The organism is Stenotrophomonas sp. CASM114, assembly GCF_049384325.1.
Lineage (GTDB): Bacteria > Pseudomonadota > Gammaproteobacteria > Xanthomonadales > Xanthomonadaceae > Stenotrophomonas > Stenotrophomonas muris.
This window is the reverse complement of record NZ_JBMRGJ010000005.1, coordinates 81,659-106,671: the sequence shown is the minus strand read 5'-3', so window position 1 is coordinate 106,671 and position 25,013 is coordinate 81,659. Positions and strand designations below refer to the sequence as shown.

Annotated in this window: 26 protein-coding genes; 11 read left to right on the top strand and 15 right to left on the bottom strand. The window is 67.6% G+C overall.

The window, feature by feature from the left end:
• Positions 1-4: 4 nt before the first annotated feature.
• From aroA to VG566_RS07585, 4 genes are all read right to left on the bottom strand, one after another.
• Positions 5-1,312, bottom strand: coding sequence for a 3-phosphoshikimate 1-carboxyvinyltransferase (gene aroA / locus VG566_RS07600; RefSeq protein ID WP_197561671.1), 1,308 nt, complete (start codon positions 1,310-1,312; stop codon positions 5-7).
• Positions 1,313-1,388: 76 nt separating this feature from the next.
• On the bottom strand, positions 1,389-2,588 hold the full coding sequence (pheA, locus tag VG566_RS07595; RefSeq protein WP_014647616.1) for a prephenate dehydratase: 1,200 nt from the start codon (positions 2,586-2,588) through the stop codon (positions 1,389-1,391).
• A gap of 51 nt (positions 2,589-2,639) precedes the next feature.
• Complete coding sequence (gene serC / locus VG566_RS07590) at positions 2,640-3,725, bottom strand: 3-phosphoserine/phosphohydroxythreonine transaminase (RefSeq protein ID WP_241884543.1); 1,086 nt, start codon at positions 3,723-3,725, stop codon at positions 2,640-2,642.
• Positions 3,726-4,133: 408 nt separating this feature from the next.
• A complete protein-coding gene (locus VG566_RS07585) occupies positions 4,134-4,940 on the bottom strand; it encodes an FHA domain-containing protein (protein ID WP_049407843.1) in 807 nt (268 codons plus the stop codon).
• A 125-nt stretch (positions 4,941-5,065) separates the two neighbouring features.
• Between VG566_RS07585 and VG566_RS07580 the strand changes: the two genes are divergently transcribed.
• From VG566_RS07580 to VG566_RS07570, 3 genes are all read left to right on the top strand, one after another.
• Positions 5,066-5,341 (top strand): polyhydroxyalkanoic acid system family protein, encoded by a 276-nt coding sequence (locus VG566_RS07580; RefSeq protein WP_005417302.1) that lies wholly within the window; start codon positions 5,066-5,068, stop codon positions 5,339-5,341.
• Positions 5,342-5,421: 80 nt separating this feature from the next.
• Positions 5,422-5,913, top strand: a complete 492-nt coding sequence (locus tag VG566_RS07575) for a phasin family protein (protein WP_032961659.1) — start codon at positions 5,422-5,424, stop codon at positions 5,911-5,913.
• A gap of 236 nt (positions 5,914-6,149) precedes the next feature.
• Positions 6,150-7,154 carry a restriction endonuclease gene (locus VG566_RS07570; RefSeq protein ID WP_241884544.1) on the top strand — a complete coding sequence of 335 codons (1,005 nt, stop codon included), beginning with the start codon at positions 6,150-6,152 and terminating at the stop codon, positions 7,152-7,154.
• A gap of 146 nt (positions 7,155-7,300) precedes the next feature.
• Here VG566_RS07570 and VG566_RS07565 read toward each other — a convergent pair whose 3' ends face one another.
• From VG566_RS07565 to VG566_RS07550, 4 genes are all read right to left on the bottom strand, one after another.
• Positions 7,301-7,693 (bottom strand): type II toxin-antitoxin system HicB family antitoxin, encoded by a 393-nt coding sequence (locus tag VG566_RS07565; RefSeq protein WP_241884545.1) that lies wholly within the window; start codon positions 7,691-7,693, stop codon positions 7,301-7,303.
• 8 nt (positions 7,694-7,701) lie between these two features.
• A complete protein-coding gene (locus tag VG566_RS07560; RefSeq protein WP_080281903.1) occupies positions 7,702-7,884 on the bottom strand; it encodes a type II toxin-antitoxin system HicA family toxin in 183 nt (60 codons plus the stop codon).
• A 94-nt stretch (positions 7,885-7,978) separates the two neighbouring features.
• Entirely contained in the window at positions 7,979-8,707 is a 729-nt protein-coding gene (gene hutC, locus VG566_RS07555) for a histidine utilization repressor (protein WP_032957259.1), read from the bottom strand.
• Positions 8,708-8,735: 28 nt separating this feature from the next.
• A complete protein-coding gene (locus VG566_RS07550; RefSeq protein WP_241884546.1) occupies positions 8,736-10,106 on the bottom strand; it encodes a formimidoylglutamate deiminase in 1,371 nt (456 codons plus the stop codon).
• A 67-nt stretch (positions 10,107-10,173) separates the two neighbouring features.
• Here VG566_RS07550 and hutI point away from each other — a divergent pair, with 67 nt between their 5' ends.
• The 6 genes from hutI to VG566_RS07520 all read left to right on the top strand — a co-directional run bounded on the left by hutI (position 10,174) and on the right by VG566_RS07520 (position 19,336).
• The gene (hutI, locus tag VG566_RS07545; protein ID WP_241884547.1) at positions 10,174-11,397 is read left to right on the top strand and encodes an imidazolonepropionase; all 1,224 of its coding nucleotides are present in this window, start codon (positions 10,174-10,176) and stop codon (positions 11,395-11,397) included.
• The gene (gene hutH / locus VG566_RS07540; RefSeq protein WP_423172622.1) at positions 11,394-12,935 is read left to right on the top strand and encodes a histidine ammonia-lyase; all 1,542 of its coding nucleotides are present in this window, start codon (positions 11,394-11,396) and stop codon (positions 12,933-12,935) included. Before hutI ends, hutH begins: the two co-directional genes overlap by 4 nt.
• Positions 12,932-13,786, top strand: a complete 855-nt coding sequence (gene hutG, locus VG566_RS07535) for an N-formylglutamate deformylase (RefSeq protein ID WP_241884548.1) — start codon at positions 12,932-12,934, stop codon at positions 13,784-13,786. Before hutH ends, hutG begins: the two co-directional genes overlap by 4 nt.
• Positions 13,783-15,450: a urocanate hydratase gene (hutU, locus tag VG566_RS07530; RefSeq protein WP_241884549.1), complete on the top strand. Its 1,668-nt coding sequence runs from the start codon at positions 13,783-13,785 to the stop codon at positions 15,448-15,450. The genes hutG and hutU overlap by 4 nt, the downstream gene beginning before the upstream one ends.
• Before the next feature lie 146 nt (positions 15,451-15,596).
• The gene (locus VG566_RS07525; protein ID WP_241884550.1) at positions 15,597-17,033 is read left to right on the top strand and encodes a serine hydrolase domain-containing protein; all 1,437 of its coding nucleotides are present in this window, start codon (positions 15,597-15,599) and stop codon (positions 17,031-17,033) included.
• A 194-nt stretch (positions 17,034-17,227) separates the two neighbouring features.
• The gene (locus VG566_RS07520) at positions 17,228-19,336 is read left to right on the top strand and encodes a TonB-dependent receptor domain-containing protein (protein ID WP_241884551.1); all 2,109 of its coding nucleotides are present in this window, start codon (positions 17,228-17,230) and stop codon (positions 19,334-19,336) included.
• Between the two features lie 46 nt (positions 19,337-19,382).
• Here VG566_RS07520 and VG566_RS07515 read toward each other — a convergent pair whose 3' ends face one another.
• From VG566_RS07515 to VG566_RS07505, 3 genes are all read right to left on the bottom strand, one after another.
• On the bottom strand, positions 19,383-19,901 hold the full coding sequence (locus VG566_RS07515) for a hypothetical protein (protein WP_032961999.1): 519 nt from the start codon (positions 19,899-19,901) through the stop codon (positions 19,383-19,385).
• Positions 19,902-20,029: 128 nt separating this feature from the next.
• A complete protein-coding gene (locus tag VG566_RS07510; protein ID WP_423172623.1) occupies positions 20,030-20,335 on the bottom strand; it encodes a hypothetical protein in 306 nt (101 codons plus the stop codon).
• Positions 20,299-20,520 carry a hypothetical protein gene (locus VG566_RS07505; RefSeq protein WP_414615697.1) on the bottom strand — a complete coding sequence of 74 codons (222 nt, stop codon included), beginning with the start codon at positions 20,518-20,520 and terminating at the stop codon, positions 20,299-20,301. The genes VG566_RS07510 and VG566_RS07505 overlap by 37 nt, the downstream gene beginning before the upstream one ends.
• Positions 20,521-20,791: 271 nt before the next feature.
• Between VG566_RS07505 and VG566_RS07500 the strand changes: the two genes are divergently transcribed.
• The gene (locus VG566_RS07500; RefSeq protein ID WP_014647632.1) at positions 20,792-21,115 is read left to right on the top strand and encodes a hypothetical protein; all 324 of its coding nucleotides are present in this window, start codon (positions 20,792-20,794) and stop codon (positions 21,113-21,115) included.
• A 34-nt stretch (positions 21,116-21,149) separates the two neighbouring features.
• On the opposite strand, the gene VG566_RS07495 is transcribed toward VG566_RS07500, so the two are convergent.
• Positions 21,150-21,725 (bottom strand): TetR/AcrR family transcriptional regulator, encoded by a 576-nt coding sequence (locus VG566_RS07495; RefSeq protein WP_241884552.1) that lies wholly within the window; start codon positions 21,723-21,725, stop codon positions 21,150-21,152.
• Between the two features lie 69 nt (positions 21,726-21,794).
• Between VG566_RS07495 and VG566_RS07490 the strand changes: the two genes are divergently transcribed.
• Complete coding sequence (locus VG566_RS07490; protein WP_049397600.1) at positions 21,795-22,340, top strand: thioesterase family protein; 546 nt, start codon at positions 21,795-21,797, stop codon at positions 22,338-22,340.
• 3 nt (positions 22,341-22,343) lie between these two features.
• Here VG566_RS07490 and VG566_RS07485 read toward each other — a convergent pair whose 3' ends face one another.
• From VG566_RS07485 to VG566_RS07475, 3 genes are all read right to left on the bottom strand, one after another.
• On the bottom strand, positions 22,344-23,021 hold the full coding sequence (locus VG566_RS07485; RefSeq protein WP_241884553.1) for a hypothetical protein: 678 nt from the start codon (positions 23,019-23,021) through the stop codon (positions 22,344-22,346).
• Positions 23,022-23,162: 141 nt separating this feature from the next.
• Entirely contained in the window at positions 23,163-23,945 is a 783-nt protein-coding gene (locus VG566_RS07480; RefSeq protein ID WP_134965993.1) for an SGNH/GDSL hydrolase family protein, read from the bottom strand.
• 49 nt (positions 23,946-23,994) lie between these two features.
• Positions 23,995-24,960, bottom strand: coding sequence for a DUF2268 domain-containing putative Zn-dependent protease (locus tag VG566_RS07475; protein WP_241884554.1), 966 nt, complete (start codon positions 24,958-24,960; stop codon positions 23,995-23,997).
• Positions 24,961-25,013: the final 53 nt, after the last annotated feature.

Here is a 25,013-nt window from a genome sequence, read left to right as displayed (position 1 = left end):
CCGATCAGGCCAGGTTGAAGCCGGCTCTGCGCGCCAGGCCATCGAAGTCCGGGAAGGACGTGGCGACGTTGGCGATGTCGTTGATGCGCACTTCGCCGTCGCTGATCTGGCCGGCAATGGCGAATGCCATGGCGATGCGATGGTCGCCGTGGCTTTCGATGGTGCCACTCCCCAGCCGAGCCCCGCCATGCAGGGTGGCGCCATCCTCGGTCTCGTCCACCTGCATGCCAAGCGCGCGCAGGCCAGTGGCCATCGCCGCAAGACGATCGGATTCCTTCACCCGCAGTTCGGCAGCACCGCTCACCACGGTCTGGCCTTCGGCGGCGGCGGCGGCCACGAACAGCGCCGGGAACTCGTCGATCATGTCCGGCACCAGTGCTTCGGGAATACGCGCGCCCTTCAGCGGAGCGTAGCGCACCACCAGATCGGACACCGGCTCACCGCCCTGCTCGGCCGGATTCTCTTCGGTGATATCCGCCCCCATCAGGCGCAGCGCGTGCAGCAGGCCGGTGCGACGCGGGTTCAGGCCGACCTGCTTCAGGCGCAGCTCGGAGCCGGGAATGATGCTGGCGGCGACCAGGTAGAACGCCGCCGAGGAAAAATCGGCCGGCACCACGATGTCCGTGGCGCGCAGGCGCTGGCCGCCCCGCAGGCGCGCCTCGCCCGGCGAGAATTCGATGTCCACGCCGAACGCGGACAGCATGCGTTCGGTGTAGTCGCGGGTCGGGTGGGGTTCCAGCACGCGGGTTTCGCCCTGCGCGTACAGGCCGGCCAGCAGCACGGCCGACTTGATCTGTGCGCTGGCCACCGGCGAGGCGAAGTCGATGCCATGCAGCGTCTGGCCGCCATGCACGTGCAGCGGCGGCGTGCCGTCGTCCTGGGTATCGATCCTTGCGCCCATCTGCGACAGCGGGCCGGTGACACGGCGCATCGGGCGGCCGGACAGCGACTCATCGCCGATCAGCGTGCAGTCGAACGCCTGGCCCGCCAGCAGGCCGGCCAGCAGGCGCATGCCGGTGCCGGCATTGCCGCAGTCCAGCGGTGCCTCCGGCGCTTTCAGGCCGTCGATACCCACACCATGCACGATGCGCTGCGACGGGCTGGGGGTTTCGATGCGCACACCCAGCTGGCTGAAGATGCGCGCGGTGGCGCGGGTGTCCTCGCCTTCCAGGAAGCCTTCGATATGCGAAGTGCCATCGGCCAGCGCGGCGAACATCACCGAGCGGTGCGAGACCGACTTGTCGCCGGGAATGGTCAGGCTGCCCTGCAGCGGCTGGCCCTTGCGGGCGATCCAGTGTTGCGCGTTGCTCATCGTTCGATCGTTCCGTAAACGCCGGCAGCGCCGGCGATGCATCAGGGAGCGGCGGCCAGGGCCGCCACAGCAGCACTCAGGGCACGGCCACCGGGTAGGAGCCCAGCACCTTGATCTGCGCCGAGTGCGCTTCCAGTTCGGCCAGCGCCGCCTGCATCGGCGCGTCGTCGATGTGGCCGGCCAGGTCGATGAAGAAGCCGTATTCCCACTTGCCGTGGTGCGACGGCCGCGACTCGATGCGGTTCATGCTGATGCCGTGGCGGGCGAACGGGCTGAGCACATCGAACAGCGCACCGGGCTTGTCATGGATGAACACCAGCACCGAGGTGCGGTCGTGACCGGAGGTCGGGAAGATGTTGCGGCCCACCACCAGGAAGCGAGTGGTGTTGTCGGCATCATTCTGGATCGGCTTGGTGACCACCTTCTTCAGGCCGTACACGTGGCCGGCACTCTCGCCGCCGATGGCCGCTGCGTCGTCGGCGTTGCGCGCGCGACGCGCACCCTCGGCATTGCTCGACACCGGAATCTTCTCGGCCTTCGGCAGGTTGGCGCGCAGCCACGCCGAGGTCTGCATGAACGACTGCGGATGCGCGTAGATGCGCTCGATGTCCTCGATGCGGCCGCTGCGCGACATCAGGAACTGCTGCACGCGCAGTTCCACTTCGCCACAGATCTTCAGGTTGGAGGTCAGGAACATGTCCAGGGTGATCTGGATGGTGCCCTGTCCCGAATTCTCCACCGGCACCACGCCGAAATCGGCGTTGCCCGCTTCCACTTCCTGGAACACTTCCTCGATGCTGGCCATCGGCAGGCCCAGCGCGGAGCGGCCGAAGTGCTTGAGCACGGCCTGCTGGCTGAAGGTGCCTTCCGGGCCGAGGTAGCCGATCTTCAGCGGCTCCTGCTGGGCCAGGCAGGCCGACATGATCTCGCGATAGACATGCACCAGCAGCTCGTCGCTGAGCGGGCCTTCATTGCGGTCCACCACCATGCGCAGCACCTGCGCTTCGCGCTCGGGGCGGTAGTAGTCGACAGCGGCGGCCAGCTTGCCCTTGGCCTTGCCGACCTGGTGGGCGAAGCGCGCGCGCTCGGCGATCAGGCTCTGGATGTCACGGTCGATCTGGTCGATCTTCGAGCGCACATCGGCCAGCGCCAGCGGTGCCAGGGTGGGTGCCGGGTTCGAGGCGGCCTTGGCCTTGCCCTTCGCCTTGCTGGGCGCGCTGTCCTTGGCCGGTTCGGCCTTCTTCGGCGCCTTCTTGCTGGATTTGCTGCTTGCCATCGGAATTCCTTGTTGCGGGACCCGCACCCGACGGTGCGCGCCGTTCATTGCTCAGCCGTGACGCTGCTGGAAATCGGCCATGAAGGCGACCAGCGCCTCGGCCCCGGCCAGCGGCATGGCGTTGTACAGCGAGGCACGGATGCCCCCGACCACCTTGTGTCCCTTCAGCGCCAGCAGGCCGGCAGCCTTCGCTTCGGCGACGAAGCGGGCATCAAGCCCGGCATCGGGCAGGAAGAACGGGATGTTCATCCGCGAGCGTGCCGCATGCGCGACCTCGTTGCGGTAGAAGCCGCCGGAGCCATCGATGGCGCCGTACACCAGTGCCGCCTTGGCGGCATTGCGCCTGGCGAATTCGGCCACGCCGCCTTCGGCCAGCATCCACTTGAACACCAGGCCGGCCAGGTACCAGTTCCAGGTCGGCGGGGTGTTGAGCATCGAATCGCGGGCGACATGCGAGCGGTAATCGAAGATGTCCGCGCGCGGCTGGCCAGTGCGCTCGAGCAGATCGCGGCGGACGATCATTACTGCGATGCCGACCGGGCCCAGGTTCTTCTGCGCGCCGGCATAGATCACACCGTAGCGGCGTACATCCAGCGGCTCGCTGGCGATGGACGAGCTGAAGTCCGCCACCAGCGGCACATCGCCGGTATCCGGCACATCACGGAACTCGACGCCGTGGATGGTCTCGTTGGAGGTGATGTGCACATAGGCGGCGTCGGGCGAGAGCTGCCAGTCGGCGCGGGGCGGCAGCGTGCGGTAGCCGTCGGGCTCGCTGCTGGCGGCAATGTTGACGTCGACGTAGACGCCGGCCTGCTTGACCGCAGTCTTTCCCCAATGGCCACTGACCACGTAGTCGGCGCGCTGGCCGGGGCTGGCGAAGTTGAGCGGGATCAGCGCCTGCTGGGTGGTGGCACCACCGGACAGGAACAGCACCGCGTAGTCGTCGGGGATATCGAGCAGGCGGCGCAGGTCGGCCTCGGCCTCGGCGGCCACGGACATGAATTCCGCGCCGCGATGGCTCATTTCCACGATCGAGGCACCACTACCGTGCCAGTCCAGCATTTCCGCCTGCGCCTGGCGCAGGACCGATTCCGGCAAGGTCGCAGGGCCGGCACTGAAGTTGAACGCGCGCGTCATGTCACACCTGTGGGGCAAGACCCCTAGTATGCCGCAGTGCACCAGCCTTGCGGCCTAGTGCGGCAAGGGAAATTTGGTTTCATTGGAATCCATTCGCCGCCGGCGTGGCGCTGGTAGTCGCCGACCTTGGTCGGCGTACGCCGTCAGGCATCATGCCCGCCGACGGAGCGTGCCGATCTAAGGTCGGCACCCACCAGGGCGCGGACCCAGCGGATTCAGATCAGCAGCAAAGCCCCGGTAGTCGCCGACCTTGGTCGGCGTACGCCGTCAGGCGTCATGCCCGCCGAAAAAGCGTGCCGACCAAGGTCGGCACCTACCAAAGCCGTGTGCTGCCAGGCGTCAAGCCCGCCGACGGAGCGTGCCGACCAAGGTCGGCACCCACCACCGCGCGGACCCAGCGGATTCAGATCAGCGCGCGCCGAACCAGAGCAGCAGGCTGAGCAGTGCGGCCAGCAGCAGCGCACTCACCAGCAGCCACGGCCAGCGCCGGACCCTGCGCGGCGCGGCCGGCAGCACCGGCGCCTGCTCGGCCTCGTGGCTGGCGTCGTCCTCGGCGGGCAGCGGCCGCCGGCGCGGATCGTGCGGCACTTCCAGCACGAACCGGTGCTGGCCATCGAACACGACCTGGTCGCCGGCCTGCAGCCAGCAGTGGCGCACGGCCACGCCGTTGACCCGGGTACCGTCGGCGCTGCCGAGGTCGCGCAGCAGCACGCGCTCGCCGTGCACTTCCACGCGGGCATGCTGTTCGGCGAAGGCCGGGTCATCAATGGCGATGTCGGCCTCGTTGCCGCGGCCGATCAGGCGGGCCCGCGACAGGGTGAAACTGCGGCCATGGTGCAGGCCACCGACACCGCGCAGCAGTCGTTGCTGCTCGTCGCTGCCATCCTCGTTCTTCGGCGCAGGCGCCTGCAGCAGGCTCTCGACTTCGCCCTGCAGCACCATCTCCACGCCATCCACGTATACCGCATCGCCCGCGCGCAGCAGGGCCATCCGGCGCACCGGTCGACCATTGACGTGGATGCCGCGGATGCCATTGCCGACCTGCAGCCAGAGGCCGCGATCGTCCATGCAGAACTGGGCCAGCAGCAGGGCGCCGTGGCCGGCATCACCGAGCCGCACGCTGCCGTTGGCCTGGCGCACGATGCGCTGCACCCCGGGCCGCAGGGGCTGGTCGGGCTGTTGTTGCTGACTGAAGTGAACTAGCAGGTTCTGCACGCGGCGCAGCCTAGCAGGTTGGTCGCCAACGAAGAAGAACCCACGATGAGTGCTTGGCGCGGCGGCCCTTGATGCGCACAATGCTCGCCCTCTTTGATCATCCCCGCCCTGCGCCAGGAGCCTGCATGTCCACCATCGATGTCCGCCACGCCCACGCCCTGCCCGACGCACAGGCGCGCGCCGCGATCGAACAGGTCGCTGCCAAGCTGTCCGAGCGCTTCGGCCTGAAGTCGTCCTGGACCGCCGACGTCCTGAACTTCTCCGGCAGCGGTGTGGACGGTGCGATCGAACTGCAGCCGGGCGCCGTGCGCGTGACCGCCAAGCTCGGTTTCCTGCTGTCGGCGATGAAGGGCATGGTCGAAGGCGAGATCCAGCGCGTGCTGAAGGAAAAGCTGGGCTGAATCCTGGCGGCGGCCATCACGGCCGTGCAACGCCACCGCGCGCTACTCTCGGGGCAGGCCCAACTCCCACGGGAAGTGCGATGAACCACTACGAGAACGACGACCGCCGCAACGACGACGCCTCTTTCGGTGACCAGGCCGAGCGCTTCTCGCGCAAGCTAAGCGATTCGGCGCAACAGGTCTGGCTGGCCGGGCTGGGTGCGCTGGGGCGCGCGCAGGCCGAGGGCAGCCGCTTCTTCGACGGCCTGGTGAAGGAAGGCGAAGCCTGGGAAGCCCGCCGCCGTGAACGCAGCGGCGAACAGGGCCCGGGCTGGCGTGACAACGTCGAAACCTCACTGGACGAGGCCCGCGAGAAGGCCTCCGGCACCTGGAACAAGGTCGAGAAGGCCTTTGATGACCAGGTACAGGGCGTGCTCAAGCGCCTGCATGTACCCACTGCCGACGAGGTGACCGCGCTGGAAGCCCGCATCGATGCCCTGCACGCGCGCCTGGCCAGGCTGGAAAACCGGGCAGCTTCGGGTGCAGATGCCCCCGCCCCGGGCAGCCATCAATCGCCGGACAGCATTCCCTGAGCGCAATTGTTGCAATGCAATAAATTTTGATTGACAATCGCGAGCAACCCGCCAATCGCTTCGGCTGCCGTTTGTTCCCTCCCCTCACGGCTTCAGGATTGGCGGGTTTTTCGTGTCCGCCGTATACCGATCTGCGCGCTCCATCACGCTTCCTGTCAGGAACATCCTGACCCAGCCGGGCACCGCGACCTTTACACTGTCGCTCTCCGCTTTCGCCCCTTCCGCCCTACTCCTGCATGCTCCCCTGGATCCTGGCCCTGCTGTCGGCCCTGCTTACCTGTTCCCTGGCCGTTGTCTATCTGTGGTGGATCAAGCGGCGGCAGAAGGAGATGCAACTCGGCCTGCAGGCCCTGGCAGGCATGCACTGGCGCGAATTCTCGGTTCTGGTCAAGCGCATGCTGCGCGAACAGCGCGGCCTGCGTGAGCTGATCGATCCGGCCGAAGATGCCCGCGAGCCGAGCAGCGACTTCCTGCTCAGCGATGGCCCCAATCAATGGCTGGTGTCGTGCAAGCACGGCCTGGCCTACCGCATCGGCACCGCCGCAGTGAACGAACTGGGTGCGGCCGCGCGCCTGGCCGGCGCCAAGGGGGGCGTACTGCTGACCGAAGGCCGTATCGAACGCGACGGCCGTGGCGCCGCCGAGAAGCAGGCGGTTGAAGTGCTGGACGGGCCGCGCCTGTGGCCGTTGCTGCAGCCCTACCTGCCCGGCGACATCGAAGCGCGCGTGCGCGCCAGCGCCCGGCACGAAGCGCTGCGCCGCATTGCCATTGCCGCACTGGGTTCGGCCACGCTGGGGCTGCTTGTCGGCCTGGGTCTGCAGGGCCTGCATGTGGACGAGGTCGCGCCGGTTGCTGCCGCACCGGTGGTGGCGACGCCTTCGGCCGCGCCTTCAGCCGCACCCGCCCCGATCGAAGCAGTCCCTGCGGCCGCCCCCGCTCCCACGCCTGCCGTCGCCCCCGCGACCGACGCGCGCAGCAATCCCGACCCCGATGCCGCCACGCTGGAGCGCTTCCAGGCCGATCTGGCCCGTGCCCTGGCCGGCAAGCCCGGCATCGCCAGCGGGGTCTGGCTGACCCGGCAGACGCTGGCGATCAACCGCACCGGCGAGCTGGAAAAGGTCTGGCCGCAGGTCTGCGAGGAAGTGCTGCACTACCCCGCCCTGCGCAACGTGCGCATCCAGCTCAACGCCCGCCCCGGCGTGGATGAGCCGGTGCGCTGGCGGCAGTGCGCCACGTACTGATGGGGCTGCATCCACGCGTGGCGTGGATTTACTGAACCCCGATGCGCGACCCCTTGGTAGATCCACGCCACGCGTGGATGCCTTTGCAGAGTTGAGCCACGCGCGAACAGCAGCCGAGCATGGGCTCGGCTCCACATGGCGCCTGCTCAGCCCAATGCCGCGAGATGGGCGATGTAACTGGAGCGCGATTCACCCGCCGCTCTGGCCTGCGCATCCAGCCTCGCCAGGATCCGGCGTGGCAGGCTGATATTGACCCGCTCGATGGTATCGTCCAGCAGAGCCGGATCAATGCAGATGTACGCAAGAATCCAACGGAGGTCCTTGGATGCCTCGGCGGCGATCTTCTGCGGCGCGGAAGGTGTCGGAATCGAGCGCCCCTCATCCAGGGCCACATCAATCCAGGCGAGCGCCGCCTCTTCCGCCGCAGTGAGCGCATCATCAAGCGTGTCGGCCGCTGAGAAGCACCCCGGCAGATCTGGAACGACCACACCCCACGCGGTGCGCTCATCGCCTGCCTCGATCAAGACTGGATATCGCATGGGCCCTCCTACGTCAGTCCTGCGAGCTTCCGCAACGCCTGCACCGGCCCTTTCCCCAGATCCTTCCTTGGGTGAGGAACGGTGATGATGTGAGGGTACTGCGGGTGCACGAATACATGATGGGATCCGCGGATCCGACGACAGATCCAACCTGCCGCTTCCAGTTCCCGGATGAGGTCCCTGCTCTTCATGCAGGGACGATACACATCGTACACACGCCCCGACAGAGTTCAAGGCGACAGTCGTTTCGGCAGAGTAGATCCACGCCATGCGTGGATGGAATCCCTATCGCGCGCCCGGCGCGAAGCGCGCCACCAGGTCCCAGGCATCACCCAGGAACACCTGGCGAACGCGGGTGATCGGCTGTTCGCCACGCCAGGTCAGGCGTTCGATCACCAGGCAGGCGGTACCGGGCTTCACGTCCAGCAGCCTGGCGGTGGCGGTATCTGCCCCCCAGGCACTGATGCGGTGCTGGGCACGGGTCCAGGACACGTTCTGCAGCAGCCAGCTGCCCGGGGCGGTGGTGCTGAAGTCGACCTCCAACACCTCGGGCACGCCCACCGGGCTGATCAGGCGGTGCTCCAGTGCCAGCGGGCGACCATCGGCCAGGTGCAGGCAGCGCATCGCCAGCAGCATTTCGCTGCCGGCCAGCTCCACTTCGCCGGCATTGCCGGCATCGGCCAGGCGCAGGTCGCGCTGCAGCAGTCGATAGGCGTACTGATGTCCCCGCGAGCCGACTTCCATCGCGATATCGGGAATCTCCAGCGCCACCTGCTCCAGGTGCGGTGGCTGACGCGCCACGAACGAACCCGCACGACGGCGGCGCTCGATCATGCCGCTCTCGGCCAGTGCGGTCAGCACCTTGTTCACTGTCATCCGCGAGCAGCCGTACTGCTCCATCAGCTCGTGTTCGTACGGAATACGAAAGCCTGGCGCCCATTCTCCGCTGAGGATGCGGCTTTCCAGATCGCTGCGGATACGCTGGTTGAGCGTGGCGGACTTGCTGGCCTTCACGTAATGGGGTCTCGGTGGCGGGAGGCGATCAGCCCAGCACGCCGCGCAGGGCGGCAGCGAAGGCGCTGGTGATCGCCTCGCGCTGCAGGTGGCGGCCCTCGGCCACGCACTGGCGGCCATGGCGCCAGACCGATCGCAGCGCGCCATTACGTGCGGCGAACACCCAGCTGTCAAGCCATGCGTCATCCTGTCGGGCCTGCAGCGCCGGGTGTGCGGCGTCCAGTTCAACCATGTCGGCACTGGCGCCGACCTGCAGGCCGGCGGCCACGCCCAGCGCCTGTGCGCCACCGTGCAGTGCACCTTCAAACAGGAAACGACCGCTGCTGCGGGTGGCATCCGGCGCCAGCACGTTGCGCCCGCGCAGGGTAAGCCGCTGGCCGTACTCGAGCAGGCGCAGTTCTTCGGCCGCGTCGATCAGCACATTGGAATCGGAACCGACGCCGAAGCGCCCGCCCTCGCGCGCGAATGCCTGCATCGGGAACAGGCCGTCGCCCAGGTTGGCCTCGGTGATCGGGCACAGGCCGGCCACGGCTTGGCTGGCCACAATGGCCGCGCGCTCGTCATCGGTGATGTGGGTGGCATGCACCAGGCACCAGCGCGCATCCACCGGCGCATGGTTGTACAGCCACTGCACCGGGCGCTGGCCGCTCCAGGCCAGGCAGGCCTCCACTTCGCGCACCTGCTCGGCGATGTGGATGTGCACCGGGCCGTCGGTCAGCGGCAGCAACGCACTCAGTTCCTCGCCGGTGACCGCACGCAGGCTGTGCGGTGCGATGCCGAGCACCGCGTCGGGCAGCGCGGCCAATGCCGGCTTGGCGGCCTCCAGCAGCTGCGCGAAGCCGTCCACGTCGTGGATCAGGCGCCGCTGCGCTGGATTCGGCGCCGCCCCGCCGAAATCGGCATGCGCATAGAACACCGGCAGCAGGGTCAAGCCGATGCCGGTCTGCTCGGCTGCCGCCGCGATCCGTGCACTCATCTCGGCGCGGTTGGCGTAGGCGTGGCCCTCGGCGTCGTGGTGCAGGTAATGGAATTCACCGACGCGGGTGAAGCCACTTTCCAGCATTTCCATGTAGGCCTGGGCGGCAATGGCCTGCACCGCGTCTGGGCGCAGGTGGGCCAGGAAACGGTACATCAGCTCGCGCCAGCTCCAGAAGCTGTCACCGTCGCCGCCGCCGATCTCGGTCAGCCCGGCCATGCCGCGCTGGAAGGCATGGCTGTGCAGGTTGGGCAGGCCCGGCACCAGGATGCCGACGCGGGTGTCGCCCGCCTGCGCGCCCTGCCCCGTGCTGATGGCCGCGATGCGACCGTCCTGCACCTGCAGGCGGACATCGCGGGCCCAACCCTCGGCCAGCAGGGCGTGGGCGGCATGGAAACTGTGCGGGGAACGCGAATCGGACATGGCTGGACAACCCGAAATGGACGCCTATATTGTATAGACATATAAGCACAGCCGCGTTGTGGATGCCATGCACGTCGATACCCTCTGGTCCAACGTCCACCTGATCACCCTTGATGGCGAAGGGCTGGGTGTCATCCGCGATGGCGTCCTGGCCTGCGCCGACGGCCGCATCGTCCACGTCGGCGCGGCCGGCAGCGATGCCCACCTGCAGCCGACCACCCGCATCGACGGCGAAGGCCGTTGGATTTCGCCCGGCCTGATCGACTGCCACACCCACCTGGTCTACGCCGGCAACCGCGCCAGTGAATTCGAGCAGCGCCTGCAGGGCGTCAGTTATGCCGAGATCGCCCGTGCCGGCGGCGGCATCGTCTCCACCGTGCGCGCCACCCGTGCTGCCACCCCGGAACAGCTGGCCAGCGAAAGCCGGCCGCGCCTGCTGGCGATGCGTGCCGAAGGCGTGACCACGATCGAGATCAAGTCCGGCTACGGCCTGACCCTGCCCGACGAACGCAAGCAGCTGCAGGTCGCACGCGCGCTGGGCGAGGAATGCCGAGTCAACGTGGTGACCACCTTCCTCGGCGCACACGCGGTTCCGCCAGGCCGCGACGCACAGGAATACACCGACGAGGTGTGCAACGTGATGATTCCGGCCATCGCCGCCGAAGGCCTGGCCGAAGCGGTGGATGTGTTCTGCGAGAACATCGCCTTCTCGCCGGCGCAGGCGCGCCAGGTCTTTGAAGCGGCGCGCGCCAACGGGCTGTCGGTGAAGATCCACGCCGAGCAGCTGAGCAACCAGCATGGCGCCGAACTGGCGGCCCGCTTCGGGGCACTGTCGGCCGACCATATCGAACATCTGGACGATGCCGGCATCGCCGCGATGGCCGCTGCCGGTACCGTCGCCGTGCTGCTGCCCGGTGCCTTCTATTTCACCCGCGATACCACCCTGCCGCCGATCGCCGCGCTGCGTGCGGCCGGCGTACCGCTGGCGCTGGCCACCGACAGCAACCCGGGCACTTCGCCGCTGACCAGCCCACTGCTGGCGATGAACATGGGCGCCACCCTGTTCCGCCTGACCGTGGACGAGTGCATCGCCGGCTTCACCCGTGAAGCGGCGCGCGCACTGGGCCATGGCGAGCGCATCGGCCGCCTGGCGGTGGGCATGGACTGCGACCTGGCGATCTGGGACATCGATGCCCCCGCCGACCTGGTCTATCGCATTGGATTCAACCCGCTGCACGCGCGCGTGGTGCGCGGACAGCCCGACCTGCCTGCCTCCTGGAGCAACACATGAGCAACACCCTGGTTCTTCGCCCCGGCCATGTCACTCTCGCCCAGTGGCGGCAGGTCTATCGCGGTGCGCCGCTCGCACTGGACCCGGCCGCGCTGCCGGTGGTGCGCGCCAGTGCGGCGGCGGTGGCCGCCATCGTCGCCAAGGGCGCGCCGGTGTATGGCATCAATACCGGCTTCGGCAAGCTGGCCAGCGTGCGCATCGAGCGCGAAGACCTGGCCACCCTGCAGCGGAACATCGTGCTCTCGCATGCCGCCGGCGTGGGCGAGCCGATGCCGGCCAGCGTGGTGCGCCTGATGATGGCGCTGAAGCTGGTCAGCCTGGCGCAGGGTGCGTCAGGCATTCGCGAGGAGACCCTGCTGCTGCTGGAAGCGATGCTGGTCAAGGGCGTGCTGCCGGTGGTGCCCGCACAGGGCTCGGTGGGTGCCTCGGGTGACCTGGCGCCGCTCTCGCACCTGGCCAGCGTGATGCTGGGCGTAGGCGAAGCCTTCATCGGTGACGAGCGCCTACCGGCAGCCGACGCACTGGCACGTGCCGGCCTGCAGCCGATCGAACTGGGCGCGAAGGAAGGCCTGGCGCTGCTCAACGGCACGCAGTTCTCCACCGCCTATGCGCTGGCGGGCCTGTTCGAGATCGAGACCGTGTTCCAGGCCGCGCTGGTCACCGGCGCGCTGTCGGTGGAAGCGGCCAAGGGTTCCGACACGCCCTTCGACCCCCGCATCCACGCCATCCGCGGCCAGCGCGGGCAGATCGCCACCGCCGCCACCCTGCGCACGCTGATGCAGGGCTCGGACATCCGTGAATCGCACCGTGACAACGACGTGCGCGTGCAGGATCCCTACTGCCTGCGCTGCCAGCCGCAGGTGATGGGCGCGGCGCTGGACATCCTGCGCCAGGCCGCTACCACGCTGGAAATCGAAGCCAACGGCGTCTCTGACAATCCGCTGGTGTTCACCGATACCGGCGAAGCGTTGTCCGGTGGCAACTTCCACGCAGAGCCGGTGGCCTTCGCGGCCGACATGCTGGCGATGGCGGTGTGCGAGATCGGTTCGATCAGCGAGCGCCGCCTGGCGATGCTGGTGGACCCGGCGCTGTCCGGCCTGCCCGCCTTCCTGACCCCGCGCCCCGGTTTGAATTCCGGTTTCATGATTCCGCAGGTGACTGCCGCGGCGCTGGTCTCGGAAAACAAGCAGCGCGCCTACCCCGCCAGCGTTGACTCGATCCCGACCTCGGCCAATCAGGAAGACCATGTGTCGATGGCCGCGCACGGCGCGCGCCGGCTGATGCAGATGGCCGAGAACGCGGCCAACGTGATCGGCATCGAGCTGCTGGCCGCTGCGCAGGGCTGCGACTTCCACGCCCCGCTGCGCTCCAGCGCCGCGCTGGAAGCCGTGCGCGCCACCCTGCGTGCGCAGGTGCCGACGCTGGAAGAAGACCGCTACTTCCATCCGGACATGGTGACCGCCACGAATCTGGTGCGCAGCGGCGCGCTGGCGCAGGGCCTGACCGACCTGCTGCCAACCATGGAACCGCAGGCATGAATACCCAACCCGAATGGCTGACGGTGCACGAAGGCGACGCCCCCCTCATCGTCAGCTTTCCGCATACCGGCAGCGAGCTGCCGCACGACCTGTTCGGCGACTACCACTCACCGTGGCTGGCCCGCCGCGACGCAGACTGGTGGGTACACGAACTGTACGACTTCGTGCGTGGCATGGGCGCGACCACGGTGCGCTCGGCGATTTCGCGTTCGGTAATCGACCTCAACCGCGATCCCAGCGGCGTCTCGCTGTACCCAGGCCAGAACACCACCGGCCTGTGCCCGCTGACCACCTTCGACAACCAGCCGCTGTATCACGCCGGGCGCGAACCGGACGAAGCGGAAATCGCCCGTCGCCGCGACACGTATTTCCTGCCTTACCACGATGCGCTGGCGGCGCAGATCACGCGCCTGCGCGCACGCCACGCTACCGTGGTGGTGTACGACGCGCACTCGATCCGCTCACACATCCCGCACCTGTTCGAAGGCGAGCTGCCGCAGTTCAACCTGGGTACCGCCGGCCCCTCCGGTGCACCGGACACCTCCTGCGACAACGCCTTGAGCGATGTGGTGGAGAACCTGCTGGCGCTCAGTGGCATGAGCCAGGTGCGCAACGGCCGCTTCAAGGGCGGCTGGATCACCCGCCACTACAGCAACATCCCGGGCGGCGTGCATAGCCTGCAGATGGAACTTGCCTGCCGCGGCTACATGCACGACCCCCTGCCGGACCAGGTGGACGAACACAGCTGGCCCACCCCGCTCGACCCCGACCTCGCCGCACCACTGCGCCACACCCTGGCGCAGGTGCTCAACGCCTGCCTTGAATTCGCTACGAACCGGAGCGCCGCATGACCCGCAACGACCCATCCCGCACCGTCGCCGCGCCGACCGGCACCACGCTCAATGCCAAGAGCTGGCTGACCGAAGCACCGCTGCGCATGCTGATGAACAACCTGCACCCGGACGTGGCCGAGCGCCCGCAGGAACTGGTGGTGTACGGCGGCATCGGCCGCGCCGCGCGCGACTGGGAAAGCTTCGATGCCATCGTCGAGACGCTCAAGCGCCTGGACGACGACCAGACCCTGCTGGTGCAGTCGGGCAAGCCGGTAGGCGTGTTCCGCACCCACGCCGACGCGCCGCGCGTGCTGATCGCAAATTCCAACCTGGTGCCGCGCTGGTCCAACTGGGACCACTTCAACGAGCTGGATAGGAAAGGCCTGGCCATGTACGGCCAGATGACCGCCGGCAGCTGGATCTACATCGGTGCGCAGGGCATCGTGCAGGGCACCTACGAGACCTTCGTGGAAATGGGGCGCCAGCATTTCGGCGGCGACCTGACCGGGAAGTGGCTGTTCACCGGTGGCCTCGGCGGCATGGGTGGTGCACAGCCGCTGGCTGCCGTGATGGCCGGCGCCTCCTGCCTGGCCGTCGAGTGCCGCAAGAGCAGCATCGACATGCGCCTGCGCACCGGCTACCTGGATACCTGGACCGACAACCTGGACGAAGCGCTGCGCCTGATCGACGAGTCGTGCAAGGCCGGCACGCCGAAGTCGGTGGGCCTGCTCGGCAATGTGGCCGACGTGCTGGCCGAACTGCTCGAGCGTGGCGTGAAGCCGGACCTGCTGACCGACCAGACCTCTGCGCACGACCCGGTGAATGGCTACCTGCCACAGGGCTGGACGGTCGAGCAGTGGGACGAGAAGCGTGTGAGTGCACCGAAGGAAGTGGAGAAGGCTGCGCGTGCATCGATGGCCAACCACATCCGCGCCATGCTCGGCTTCCACGCGCTGGGCGTGCCCACCGTGGATTACGGCAACAACCTGCGGCAGATGGCGCTGGAAGAAGGTGTGTCCAATGCCTTCGATTTCCCGGGTTTCGTGCCGGCCTATATCCGTCCACTGTTCTGCCGCGGCATCGGCCCGTTCCGCTGGGCCGCACTGAGCGGTGATCCGGAAGACATCGCCAAGACCGATGCAAAGGTGAAGGAACTGATTCCGGACAACCCGCACCTGCACCGCTGGCTGGACATGGCCGCCGAGAAGATCAAGTTCCAGGGCCTGCCGGCACGCATCTGCTGGGTCGGCCTGGGTGATCGTGATCGACTCGGCCTGGCCTTCAATGAAATGGTGGCCAACGGCGAACTGAAGGCACCGGTGGTGATCGGTCGCGACCATCTGGACAGTGGCAGCGTCGCCTCGCCGAACCGCGAAACCGAAGCGATGGCCGACGGCTCCGATGCGGTGTCCGACTGGCCGCTGCTTAACGCCCTGCTCAACACCGCCAGCGGCGCGACGTGGGTGTCGCTGCACCACGGTGGCGGCGTGGGCATGGGCTTCTCGCAGCACGCCGGCATGGTGATTGTCTGTGATGGCACCGAAGCGGCGGCGAAGCGGATTGGCCGCGTGCTGTGGAACGACCCGGCCACTGGCGTGATGCGCCATGCCGATGCGGGGTATGGCATCGCGATCGACTGCGCGAAGGAAAAGGGACTGGATCTGCCGGGGATCCTCGGCTGATCACGGAGGTGCCGGCCAGCGGCCGGCACTACCGAAACGTGGTAGTGCCGGCCGCTGGCCGGCTCTCCCCGATGCGGGAATCGGCGGCCTTGACCCGCTCGTCGGTCGTGACCAACATGCGCCATCACCGCTGATGGATCACCGCGATGTACCGCACGCTCGCTGCCGCATTGCTCTGCACGCTGTTTGCGATCCCGCCCGCTTCGGCGCGTGACGTCCCCACCACTCTCTCCACTCAGCTAGACGCCCAACTGCAGAGCAACCGCGAGCGCTACGGCATTGCCGGCCAGGCGGTACTGGTCGCACACAACGGCCAGGTGCTCTACCAGGGCGCCAGCGGTGAACGTGATCCCGCTGCCCATGCCCCTGCCACCGTCGAGACCATCTTCGCCGCGCAGTCGATGGCCAAGCTGCTGACCAGCACGCTGGTGATGCAACTGGTCGATCAGGGCAAGGTGGATCTGGATGCGCCGGCCAGCCGCTACGTGCCGGGCCTGCCGATTGCATGGCAGGCGATCCACGTGCGTGATTTCCTCAACCACAGCTCCGGCATCGGCGAGTACTACGGCCGGGTGGATAACCGCTGGGTGAGCAAGGGCTACCCCGGTGTAGCGCCTGACCTTGCCGCTGCGCTGAAAGTCGCCGGCGCGGCACCGATGCAGTTCGCCACCGGCAGCCGCATGCAGTACACCCAGGCCAACTACCTGGTACTGACAGCGCTGCTGGAAGCACACTACCGCACGCCCTACCCGGCCATCGCGCGCGAACGCATCCTGCAGCCATTGAAGATGACCAGCACGTCATGGGGCATCGCCAACGTGCCGGTCGAGCGCGCGGCAGTGCCGTACATCGGCAAGGATGGCGCGTTGCAACCGGCCAATGAAGATCCCTGGCCCAACTACGGCTGGGGGCATGCCGACCTGCAGACCACCGTGGGCGACATGAACCGTTTCCTGCAGGCGCTGGCGACCGGCAAGCTGGTGCGCACGGCGACCCTGGAAAAACTCTGGCAGCCGCGGAAGCTGAGCGGTGGCGGCAGCAATTTCTTCTCCACCGGTTGGGATACCACCCGCAGCGATGGCTACACCCAGGTCGGTCATGATGGCGGCACCCGCGTTCGTGCGCGGTTGGCCTACAAGGGCACGCTGGCCAACGGTTACTGGGTGTTCGTGTACCTGACCAATGGCAGCGCCCGCAATGTCTGGTCCAGCACGCTGGTGGAGAGCACGATGGCGGAGGTTGCGCCCGGGGAGTTTCCGCATGCGGTGTTGTCCGAGCGGCTGATCGGCTATGCGCTGGATGACAGCACCGATGCGAAACCGCAGATGCGTAGCTGGCTGCGCGACAGCAATGGCGTTCCCACCGGCGAACTGGAACGTGCGATCAACAGTGATGGCTATGCCATCCGCGAAAGCCTCGGTGCACGCAAGGCGCTGAAGGTGTTCGCGCTGAACACCGAGCTGTATCCGCAGTCCGCCAACACGTGGGACAGCCTGGCCGAGTGCCACGCTGCATTGGGGGAGAGGGAAGCGGCTGATCGGCTGTACGCGAAGGCCAAGAAGCTGGCGAAACCCTCGCCATAAACCCTGCTGTAGAGCCGAGCCCGTGCTCGGCTGATCTTCGCCGCGATGGCAGACAACCCGCGCTGCGCGCGATTAGCCGAGCGTGGGCTCGGCTCTACAGGAACACGGCGGGCGGCCATACGCCGCCGGCGGGTGACGCGGCGCTGCCGACCTGTTAACTTGCGCGCCACTTTCGTGGTTTACAGCATTCCCGCATGTCGCTTCCGTCGTACCGCCCCCACCCGTCGCTGCTGTTCCTGGCTGTTTCCCTCGCCCTGGCTTCCACCGCCGCCGCCGCCCCACAGGCCACCACGCTGGACGCCGTACAGGTCACCGCCGCCGGTGCCAACGCGCAGGCGCGCGAAGCGCTGAAGCGCGTGCCGGGCGCCAGTAACGTCATCGACGTGGCCAAGGCCGACAGCCGCCTATCCACCAGTGCGGATGTGCTGGCCTATCAGCCGGGTATCAGCGCGCAGTCGCCGGGCAACGAAGGCACCAGGATCTCGATCCGTGGCTCGGGCATCAACCGGGGCCCGGGCGCGCACGCCTCGGGCATTGCGGTGTCGATCGACGGCCTGCCACTGACCGGCCCGGGTGGCACGCCTTACGAACTGCTGGAACCACTGTGGCTGTCGCGCGTGGAAGTGCTGCGCGGCGCCAACGGCTTCGAGCGTGGCGCGCTGGCGCTGGGCGGTGCCATCGACTACGTCAGCCGCAGCGGTCGTGATTCGGCGGGCGTGCAGCTGCACTACGAAGCCGGCAGCCGTGGCTATCAGAAGCGCGGCATCAGCTGGGGCGGCGTCAGCGGTGATGTCGACTACTTCCTGGCCTACACCGATACCGAATTCGACGGTTACCAGCGTCATGCGCGCGGCGACGGCAAGGGCGCGATGGCCAACATCGGCTGGCAGATCACGCCCGACCTGCAGACGCGTTTCTTCGTGCGCTACCGCGAAACCAATCATGAAACGCCCGGTCGCCTGACCCGCGATCAGATCCGTAACGATCCGCGTGCCGCGAATGCGGCCAACCTGGCCATCGATGCGCGTCGCCCGCAGCCGGGCAGCACCTGGGTGGGCAACGTCACCACGCTGCAGATCGATGAAGACTCCTCGTTGCAGGCCGGGCTGGTCTATCACACGTACCCGATGGACTTGAACGAGAGCCTGTACCGGCAGCAGCTGGACTACGCCAACCTCAACGCCACGCTGGACTACCGCCGCCGCCACCGGCTGTTCGGCCTGGACAGCGAAACCACGGTCGGCCTGCGCGTCACCCACGATCTGGACGCCGATGTGCGCGAGTCGCTGCGCTTTGCCAGCAACGGCTATGCCGCCGGCACGCGCACGCGTGATTTCCGGCACCACGGCACCGACAGCACGCTGCACGTCGGCAATACCCTCACCTTCAATGACCGCCTGCGCATGCAGACCGGGCTGGCACTGATCAACACCCGTCGCGATGTGCAGGTGACCTGGCCGAGCAGCGGTGGCCGCCTGCGCGACCACGACTGGGACCATGCGCCGCGACTGGGCTTCACCTGGCAGCACACCGCCCAGACCCAGTGGTTCGGCAACCTCAGCCGCTCGGTGGAGGCGCCGCACCCGTGGTCGATGATCTGGGGCTCGAGCCAGTACTTCGGGCCAGGCAATGGCCCGTCTACCGGCCGCCAGCGCGCGCCGGTGCCGATGCAGAACCAGACCGCCACCACGCTGGAACTGGGCGCGCGCGGTGACGCGGCGCTGGGCCGCTGGGAACTGACCGGCTACTACGCGCACGTGAACCACGAACTGCTGAGCGTTGAACTGCAACCGGTGCCGAACCTGTTCATCGCCGAGAACAACGCCAGCCCCACCGTTCACCGCGGCATCGAGGCCGGATTGGACAGCACGCTGTGGCAGGCTGCACCGGGCCGGCTGTCGCTTCGCCAGGCCTATACCTTCAGCGATTTCCGCTACCGCCACGACGCGCGTTTCGGCAGCAACCGCCTGCCCGGCCTGCCGCGCCACGCCTACCAGGCCGAGCTGCGCTTCGATCATGCATCCGGCCTGTACGCTGCGCTCAATACCGAATACGCCTCGCGCATCGCCGTCGACTACGCCAACAGCTACTGGGCCGACAGCCATGTGATCTTCGGCAGCCGCATCGGCTACGACGCACCCGGTGGCCGCTGGCAGGCCTGGGTGGAGATGCGCAACATCGGCAACCGCCACTACGCCGCTACGGTCACGCCGGGTTACGACGACGCCGGCAAGGATGTCGCGCGCTCGACCCCGGGCGAAGGTCGTGGCGTCTATGCGGGCATGCGCTGGCGCTTTGACTGATTGCCGCAGGCGGCGCCGGGTGTGATCCGGCGCCGCCGTTCCAGTGTCAGCCGATACGCCAGGCCGGCAGGCGCTCGCTGCGCTTCCAGATGGAAGGCGCCAAGCCGATCAGCACCAGTGCCGCCAACCACTTCGGCGAGGTACTGAGCAATGTCGAGGTGAGCGAGCCATCGGCGGGGGCGGCCATTTCCTGCCACGGGTTGTAGCCCAGGTAGACGACGCTGCCAGCCCACCACAGCAACGCCACACCGACACCCACCAGCAGCAGGGCCAGCGTGCGGCAGGTCCAGCGCTGCGAGGTAGTGCCCCATTCCCGCGACGCCGCGGTCAGCAGGCCCACCACCAGCAGCGACACCAGTGCCACCAGGCCGATATCGACCTTCGTTCCAATGCGCTCATAGGTACAGGCGCGGCACTGCGCCTCTTCCGCGGCGGTGGCGGCTTCGGCGCCATCGGCCTGCCCGGCTGCGGGCTGCGCCAGTGCTGCAAACGGCAACAACGCCGCCAGCAGCGTCACCATGATCCAACGAAACAACGTCCTGTTCCTGCGTGCAGCGACATCCATGCGCTCTTCCTCGTCAGTGGTTGTGTGTCCCAGTGGGCGTCCGACCATCCAGCGCCCCTGTTTCAGATGCAGTACGACAAGCTCCCGATAGGTGACACCGCCGGGACACGAATCCCGGCCGACCGCGATCATAGCCCACTGTTCAGTGCAGCTGAAAACGGGGCGGGTCCAGGCGATATGAAGGAGCCAACCGCACTCCCCCCCTGGATGACCTGCAGCAGATGGCTCGCACCCGGCACGCATTCCTGCGCGAGCCAGCCCAGTAGGGCGAAAAACAGCAGCAGGCCGAGCAGCGGCCAGATCGTATGCGACACGCATACCCGCCACCATCCCTGTTCCTGCATGCCCTGCATGCGAGGCGATGGGCTGCCACCGCCCACATCCTGCGACAGTCCCTTCAGTACGTTGCCCAGCGCCAGCGGATCCAGATCCACACCAGCAGCAGGAACACGCCATAGGCCAGCAACACGGCCATCGGGTAGCGAAGCAACATCGCGTCGATGCCGGCCAGGCGCAGCAGGTACGAGGCAAGGAATCCGGCCGCACCGGTCAGGGCGACGATCAGCGCCATCTGCAGGCGTGGCCAACCCCGCTGCTGCAGGTACCGGCGCGCACGCACGACTTCGCTGCCGTGGTTTACGGGCAATTTCAGTGGACTGCGTGAAAAATGGCGCGAGCGCTTCATGCCGCCGCGAGGGGGCGGGAGGCAGCGCGGCAAGGGACCTCGGGAACCTGATACTGCATGCGGACATCCTTGCCGGGCACGCGTAGGCGGTGGTGGACGGATTCCAGCGCGATGGGCCGTGGGTCCATCACCCACAGGCGGCACTGGCGCCGGCCTTGTACCCGCGCGCCGGCGGCTGGATCATGACTTTCCGCCACGAAAAAGTATGCTCTACGGCATGCACGTCTCCCAGCTCACCCGCTCCACCGCCCTCGTGATGTTCGTTCCAATGATTGGCCTCGCCGGTTGGGGTTCGTGGTTTGGTAGCCGCTGCATCAGCGATGGCTGCCTCGGCGTCCTGGTGGCATGGCTTGCCGCCGTGGCCACCTTTGCGGTGCAGGCGTTGCTGGTGCTCCCGACGCATGCCTGGGCCCTCAAGCGGCAGGGATCCCCCGCCTCCCGCAGCTACCTGCGTTGGTTGGGCGCGTCGGCCATCGCTGCCTTCCTGCCCATCGGGCTCGGCTGGGGCTATCTGATGATCTTCCGATGACCTGCTGCGCGTCTTCCGCACGCGGATAGCCGGATCAAGGACGCGCGGCCGCCTTCAGCAACTGCGCGGTCACCTGGTCGAACGGGGCGATGTCCTGCAGTGCGCGGCACATCGCCACTGCGCCTTCCACGCTGGCAATCACCAGGCTGGCCAGCTCGCCCGCCGCTGCGGGGGCGCGCCCTTCAGCGACGAACGCCGAGGCGAGGTGCCCCTGCCAGCGCGCGAACACTTCGGCAGCAGCAACACGTGGCTGGCTGGGCACGGCCTCCACCGGCTCTTCCACTGCCGCGGCCAGCACCGGACAGCCCGCGCGGAACCCGGAACGCAGCAAGCGCTCGCGCCACATCGCCAGGAACTGCTGCAGGCCCTGCACCGCCCCCCCTTTCAGCAGCTCCACCAGCAGCGTTTCTACCTTGTCGCCAGCCATGTGGGTGGCGCGCGCCAGCAACTCTTGCTTGCCGCCGGGAAAGTGGTGATAGGTGGAGCCCAGCGGTGCCTCGGCCAGCTTGGTCACCTCACGGATGCTGGTGGCATTGAGACCCACGCGCGCCAGCATCTGTGCCGCAGCATCAATCACGCGTTGTGGCGCATCAGAGGGACGCGGGCTCACGGTGGGCTCCTTGCTAAGACAGTCGTCATAGATTAGCGTACCGGCGATTCTATAACAGTCGTCATAGCCATGAATCTCTGGTTCCGCCTGCTCCACCTGCTGCTGTGCAGCCTGTTCCGGCCGAAGCTGGAGGCCCCGTTCGGGGTCTCGCGCCTGCAGTTCCGGGTGCTGCCCAACGATCTGGACAGCAACCTGCACATGACCAACGGTCGCTACTGGAACATCTTCGATCTGGGCCGGCTGGACCTGATCCTGCGCATGGGCCTGGGCCGGGTGGCGCTGCGCGAGAAGTGGGCGCCGATCGTAGGCGCCGGCACCATCCAGTTCCGTCGCGAGCTGAAGCCGTTCCAGCGCTTCACCCTGGAAACGCGCCTGGTGGGCTGGGTCGGCTCGCGCGGCATCATGGAGCAGCGCGTGCTGATCGGGCCCGAGCAGAAGATCGCCACGCGCGCGCTGCTGGTCACCGGCATCTACGACCGGCGTGCGCGGCAGTTCCTGGGCATGCCGAAGATGATGGAAGCGATCGGCGTGGTCGCCCCGCCGTCGCCGCCGCTCAGTGCGGCCGCCGAAGCGTTGCTGGCCGCCGATGCGGCGTTGAAGCAGGACGACGCCTGAGCTTCAGGGGGCCGCCACCGGCACCGCGTGCGGTTCGCGCGACACGACCTGGGTGCGCCCTCCCACGTGCAGCACGTACTCGAAGGACTGCCGCATGCGGCTGTATGCGCCGCCATCCGGCACGCCGTAGTTGGCACCCACGCTGAGGGTATGCCGGCCCTGCGGCAACGGCTTGAGCATTACCCAGTAGCCGTCGGCGGCGGCCAGCCGAGAGTGTTCGTCGTCGGCATCCATGCGGAAGCAGCCTTCGCTGCGGACCCGATGCCTGCGCATGTCGCCCAGTGGCTGGCCGTCCAGCAGCACCACCGCGCTGATCAGGTGATCGTTGTTGACCGCCGCCCCCGCCTGCAGCTCCTTGCAGGACACAGCCTCATCCACCTGGTAGTGCGCCATGTTGATGATCGGCAGCAACAGGTACTTGCCAGCCGGCACCACGCATTCGCGATGTGGCCGGAAACGGCCATTGGTGCCGGCCAGGTTCCAGACCGGGCCTTCCTGGCCCAGATCACACACACGGCCATCCGGGTCGAGATAGGGCGCCCCGCCCTGGCCGTCGGCCCAGCGCCACCAGCGGGCGGTCCATTCGGCCAACGAAACGCCGCCCACCGGTTCACGCGTCAGCGGCGAAGGCACCGCCGTGTCTGCACTGAACGCCGGCACGGCGGCCAGCAGCAAGGCCATCGTTGCGCCACTGCGGCAAAGCCATCCCTGGATTCCCTTCCGCATCACCCACCCCATCGTCCCTGGCGGCCACGCGGCGTGGCCAGCTTCGGCGCCACTGTACCTTGGCGGGCTGGATCCTGTGCAGTGCGGGTACTGTGCCTACTCCAGCGCCATTGCGCGCTTGACCGCCGCCTCGGCCAACGGCGCCATCACCGCATAGCCCTTCGCCGTGGGATGCACGCCGTCGTCGGCCAGCTGCGGATCCAGCCCTCCGGCGGCATTGGCCATCGGCGTGTAGTAGTCCAGATAGACCAGCTGCTTCGCATCGGCATAGCGCTTCAATGCCGCGTTCAATGCGCGCACCTTGGGCGCAGGTGCCGTGCCCGGCAACCACGGGTAATCGCTGACCGGCAGCACCGATGCCAGCACCACGGCAATGCCATGTGCACGAGCCAGGTCCACCATCGCGTGCAGGTTGTCTTCGATCATCGCCTGCGTGGACGGGCCGGTGTTGCCGGCGATGTCGTTGGTGCCAGCCAGGATCACCACCACCTGCGGCTTGAGTGCCAGCACGTCCTGCGGGAAACGCACCAGCATCTGCGCCGTGGTCTGGCCGCTGATCCCGCGATTGAGCCAACCCTTGCCGGGAAAGAACGTCGCGCTGCCCTCCCCGCCCCAGCCTTCGGTGATCGAGTCACCGAAGAGCACCACGCGTGGTTGCCCCGGTACGGCGGCAGGCAGTCGCGCGTTGGCATCGCGGTAACGCTGCAGTTCCGGCCAATCGGCCAGGCGCTGCTGCATGAAGCGCACCTCGTCCGGGCGCAGTCGCTCGACAGGTTCCACCAACAACGGGTTGATGGCGGGCACGTCGGCCGCCATCCCATGGGCGCTCATCGCGCTACCGAGGGCAACCGCGGCCAGGCCAGCGGACAAGGAACGCATGGGGTCTCTCCGTTGAATGTCTGCGCCAGTCTAGCGCGCGGCCCCGCGCTCAGCGTGCCGCCGACCGCGCCGCCACGCCGGTCACCTTGGCCGGCATCCACATGCCTGGCGTCCAGCCACTGGCGGCCAGGATCGCCTTCGGGTTGTCCTGCTGGATCAGCGCACGCACCGCGTCACGCTTGTCCTTGGCCTGCAGGTAATAGGCCTTGGCGATGCGATAGCCCACCCAGTAGCCCAGATCATAGGGTTCCTGCGAACCGGGCTTGTAGTTGTACAGCCACGGCGACAGATCGGTGCTGTCCACATCCAGTGCGAAGGCGCTTTCGATATGCACTTCCCGGCCACGGGTCCAGGCCGCGTGGCGACCGTTGCCGACATTGCCGGAAATCAGCTCGCCGATGAACTCGGCGATGCCTTCGCCCAGTGAAACACGCAGCACCGTCGCATGCGGGTCGCCCGGCTCGACGTCGGTCAGGCCGGTCTGCTGGATGTGCACGTACTCGTGCGCGATCACGTGCACGAAGCGGTCCTGCACATTGGGATTCATGAAATCGGCTGCGCACAGCGCTTCCAGGCCGATGATCACCCCGCTCTTGGAGGTCAACCCGACCGGTCGGCCGCGGCCGACCGCGATGGTCACCGGCGGAAACGCGGCCTGCGGATAGATCGCCTGCAGGTTGCCGAACACCTGCACCAGGCGCTGCTTCACCGCCGGCAGCTCTGCAAGGCAACCGCGTCCCTGCGCATACACCCCGGGCTGGCTGGCAATGGCCTCGACCATACGCTCGGGCGTGACCCGGCGCGCCTTCGCCAGTTCACCCAGGCCCGGACTGCCTTCGGCCAGGTAACCGGCCAGCTGGGCGATGCTGGGCTTGCCGCCGGTGCTGTCGTAGAGCGCGTAGAAGCGGCTGGCATCGGTGGTGAGGATCTGCGGCCCCGGCGGGGTTCCCGCCGACGCCACGCCGACCGCCCCGGCACAGGCCAGGGCAAGCAGGCAACGCAGGAAACTGGACATCGCTCCGTCCTTGGTGGAGTGCATGCGAAGCGCGCAATCTACCACTCCGCCCC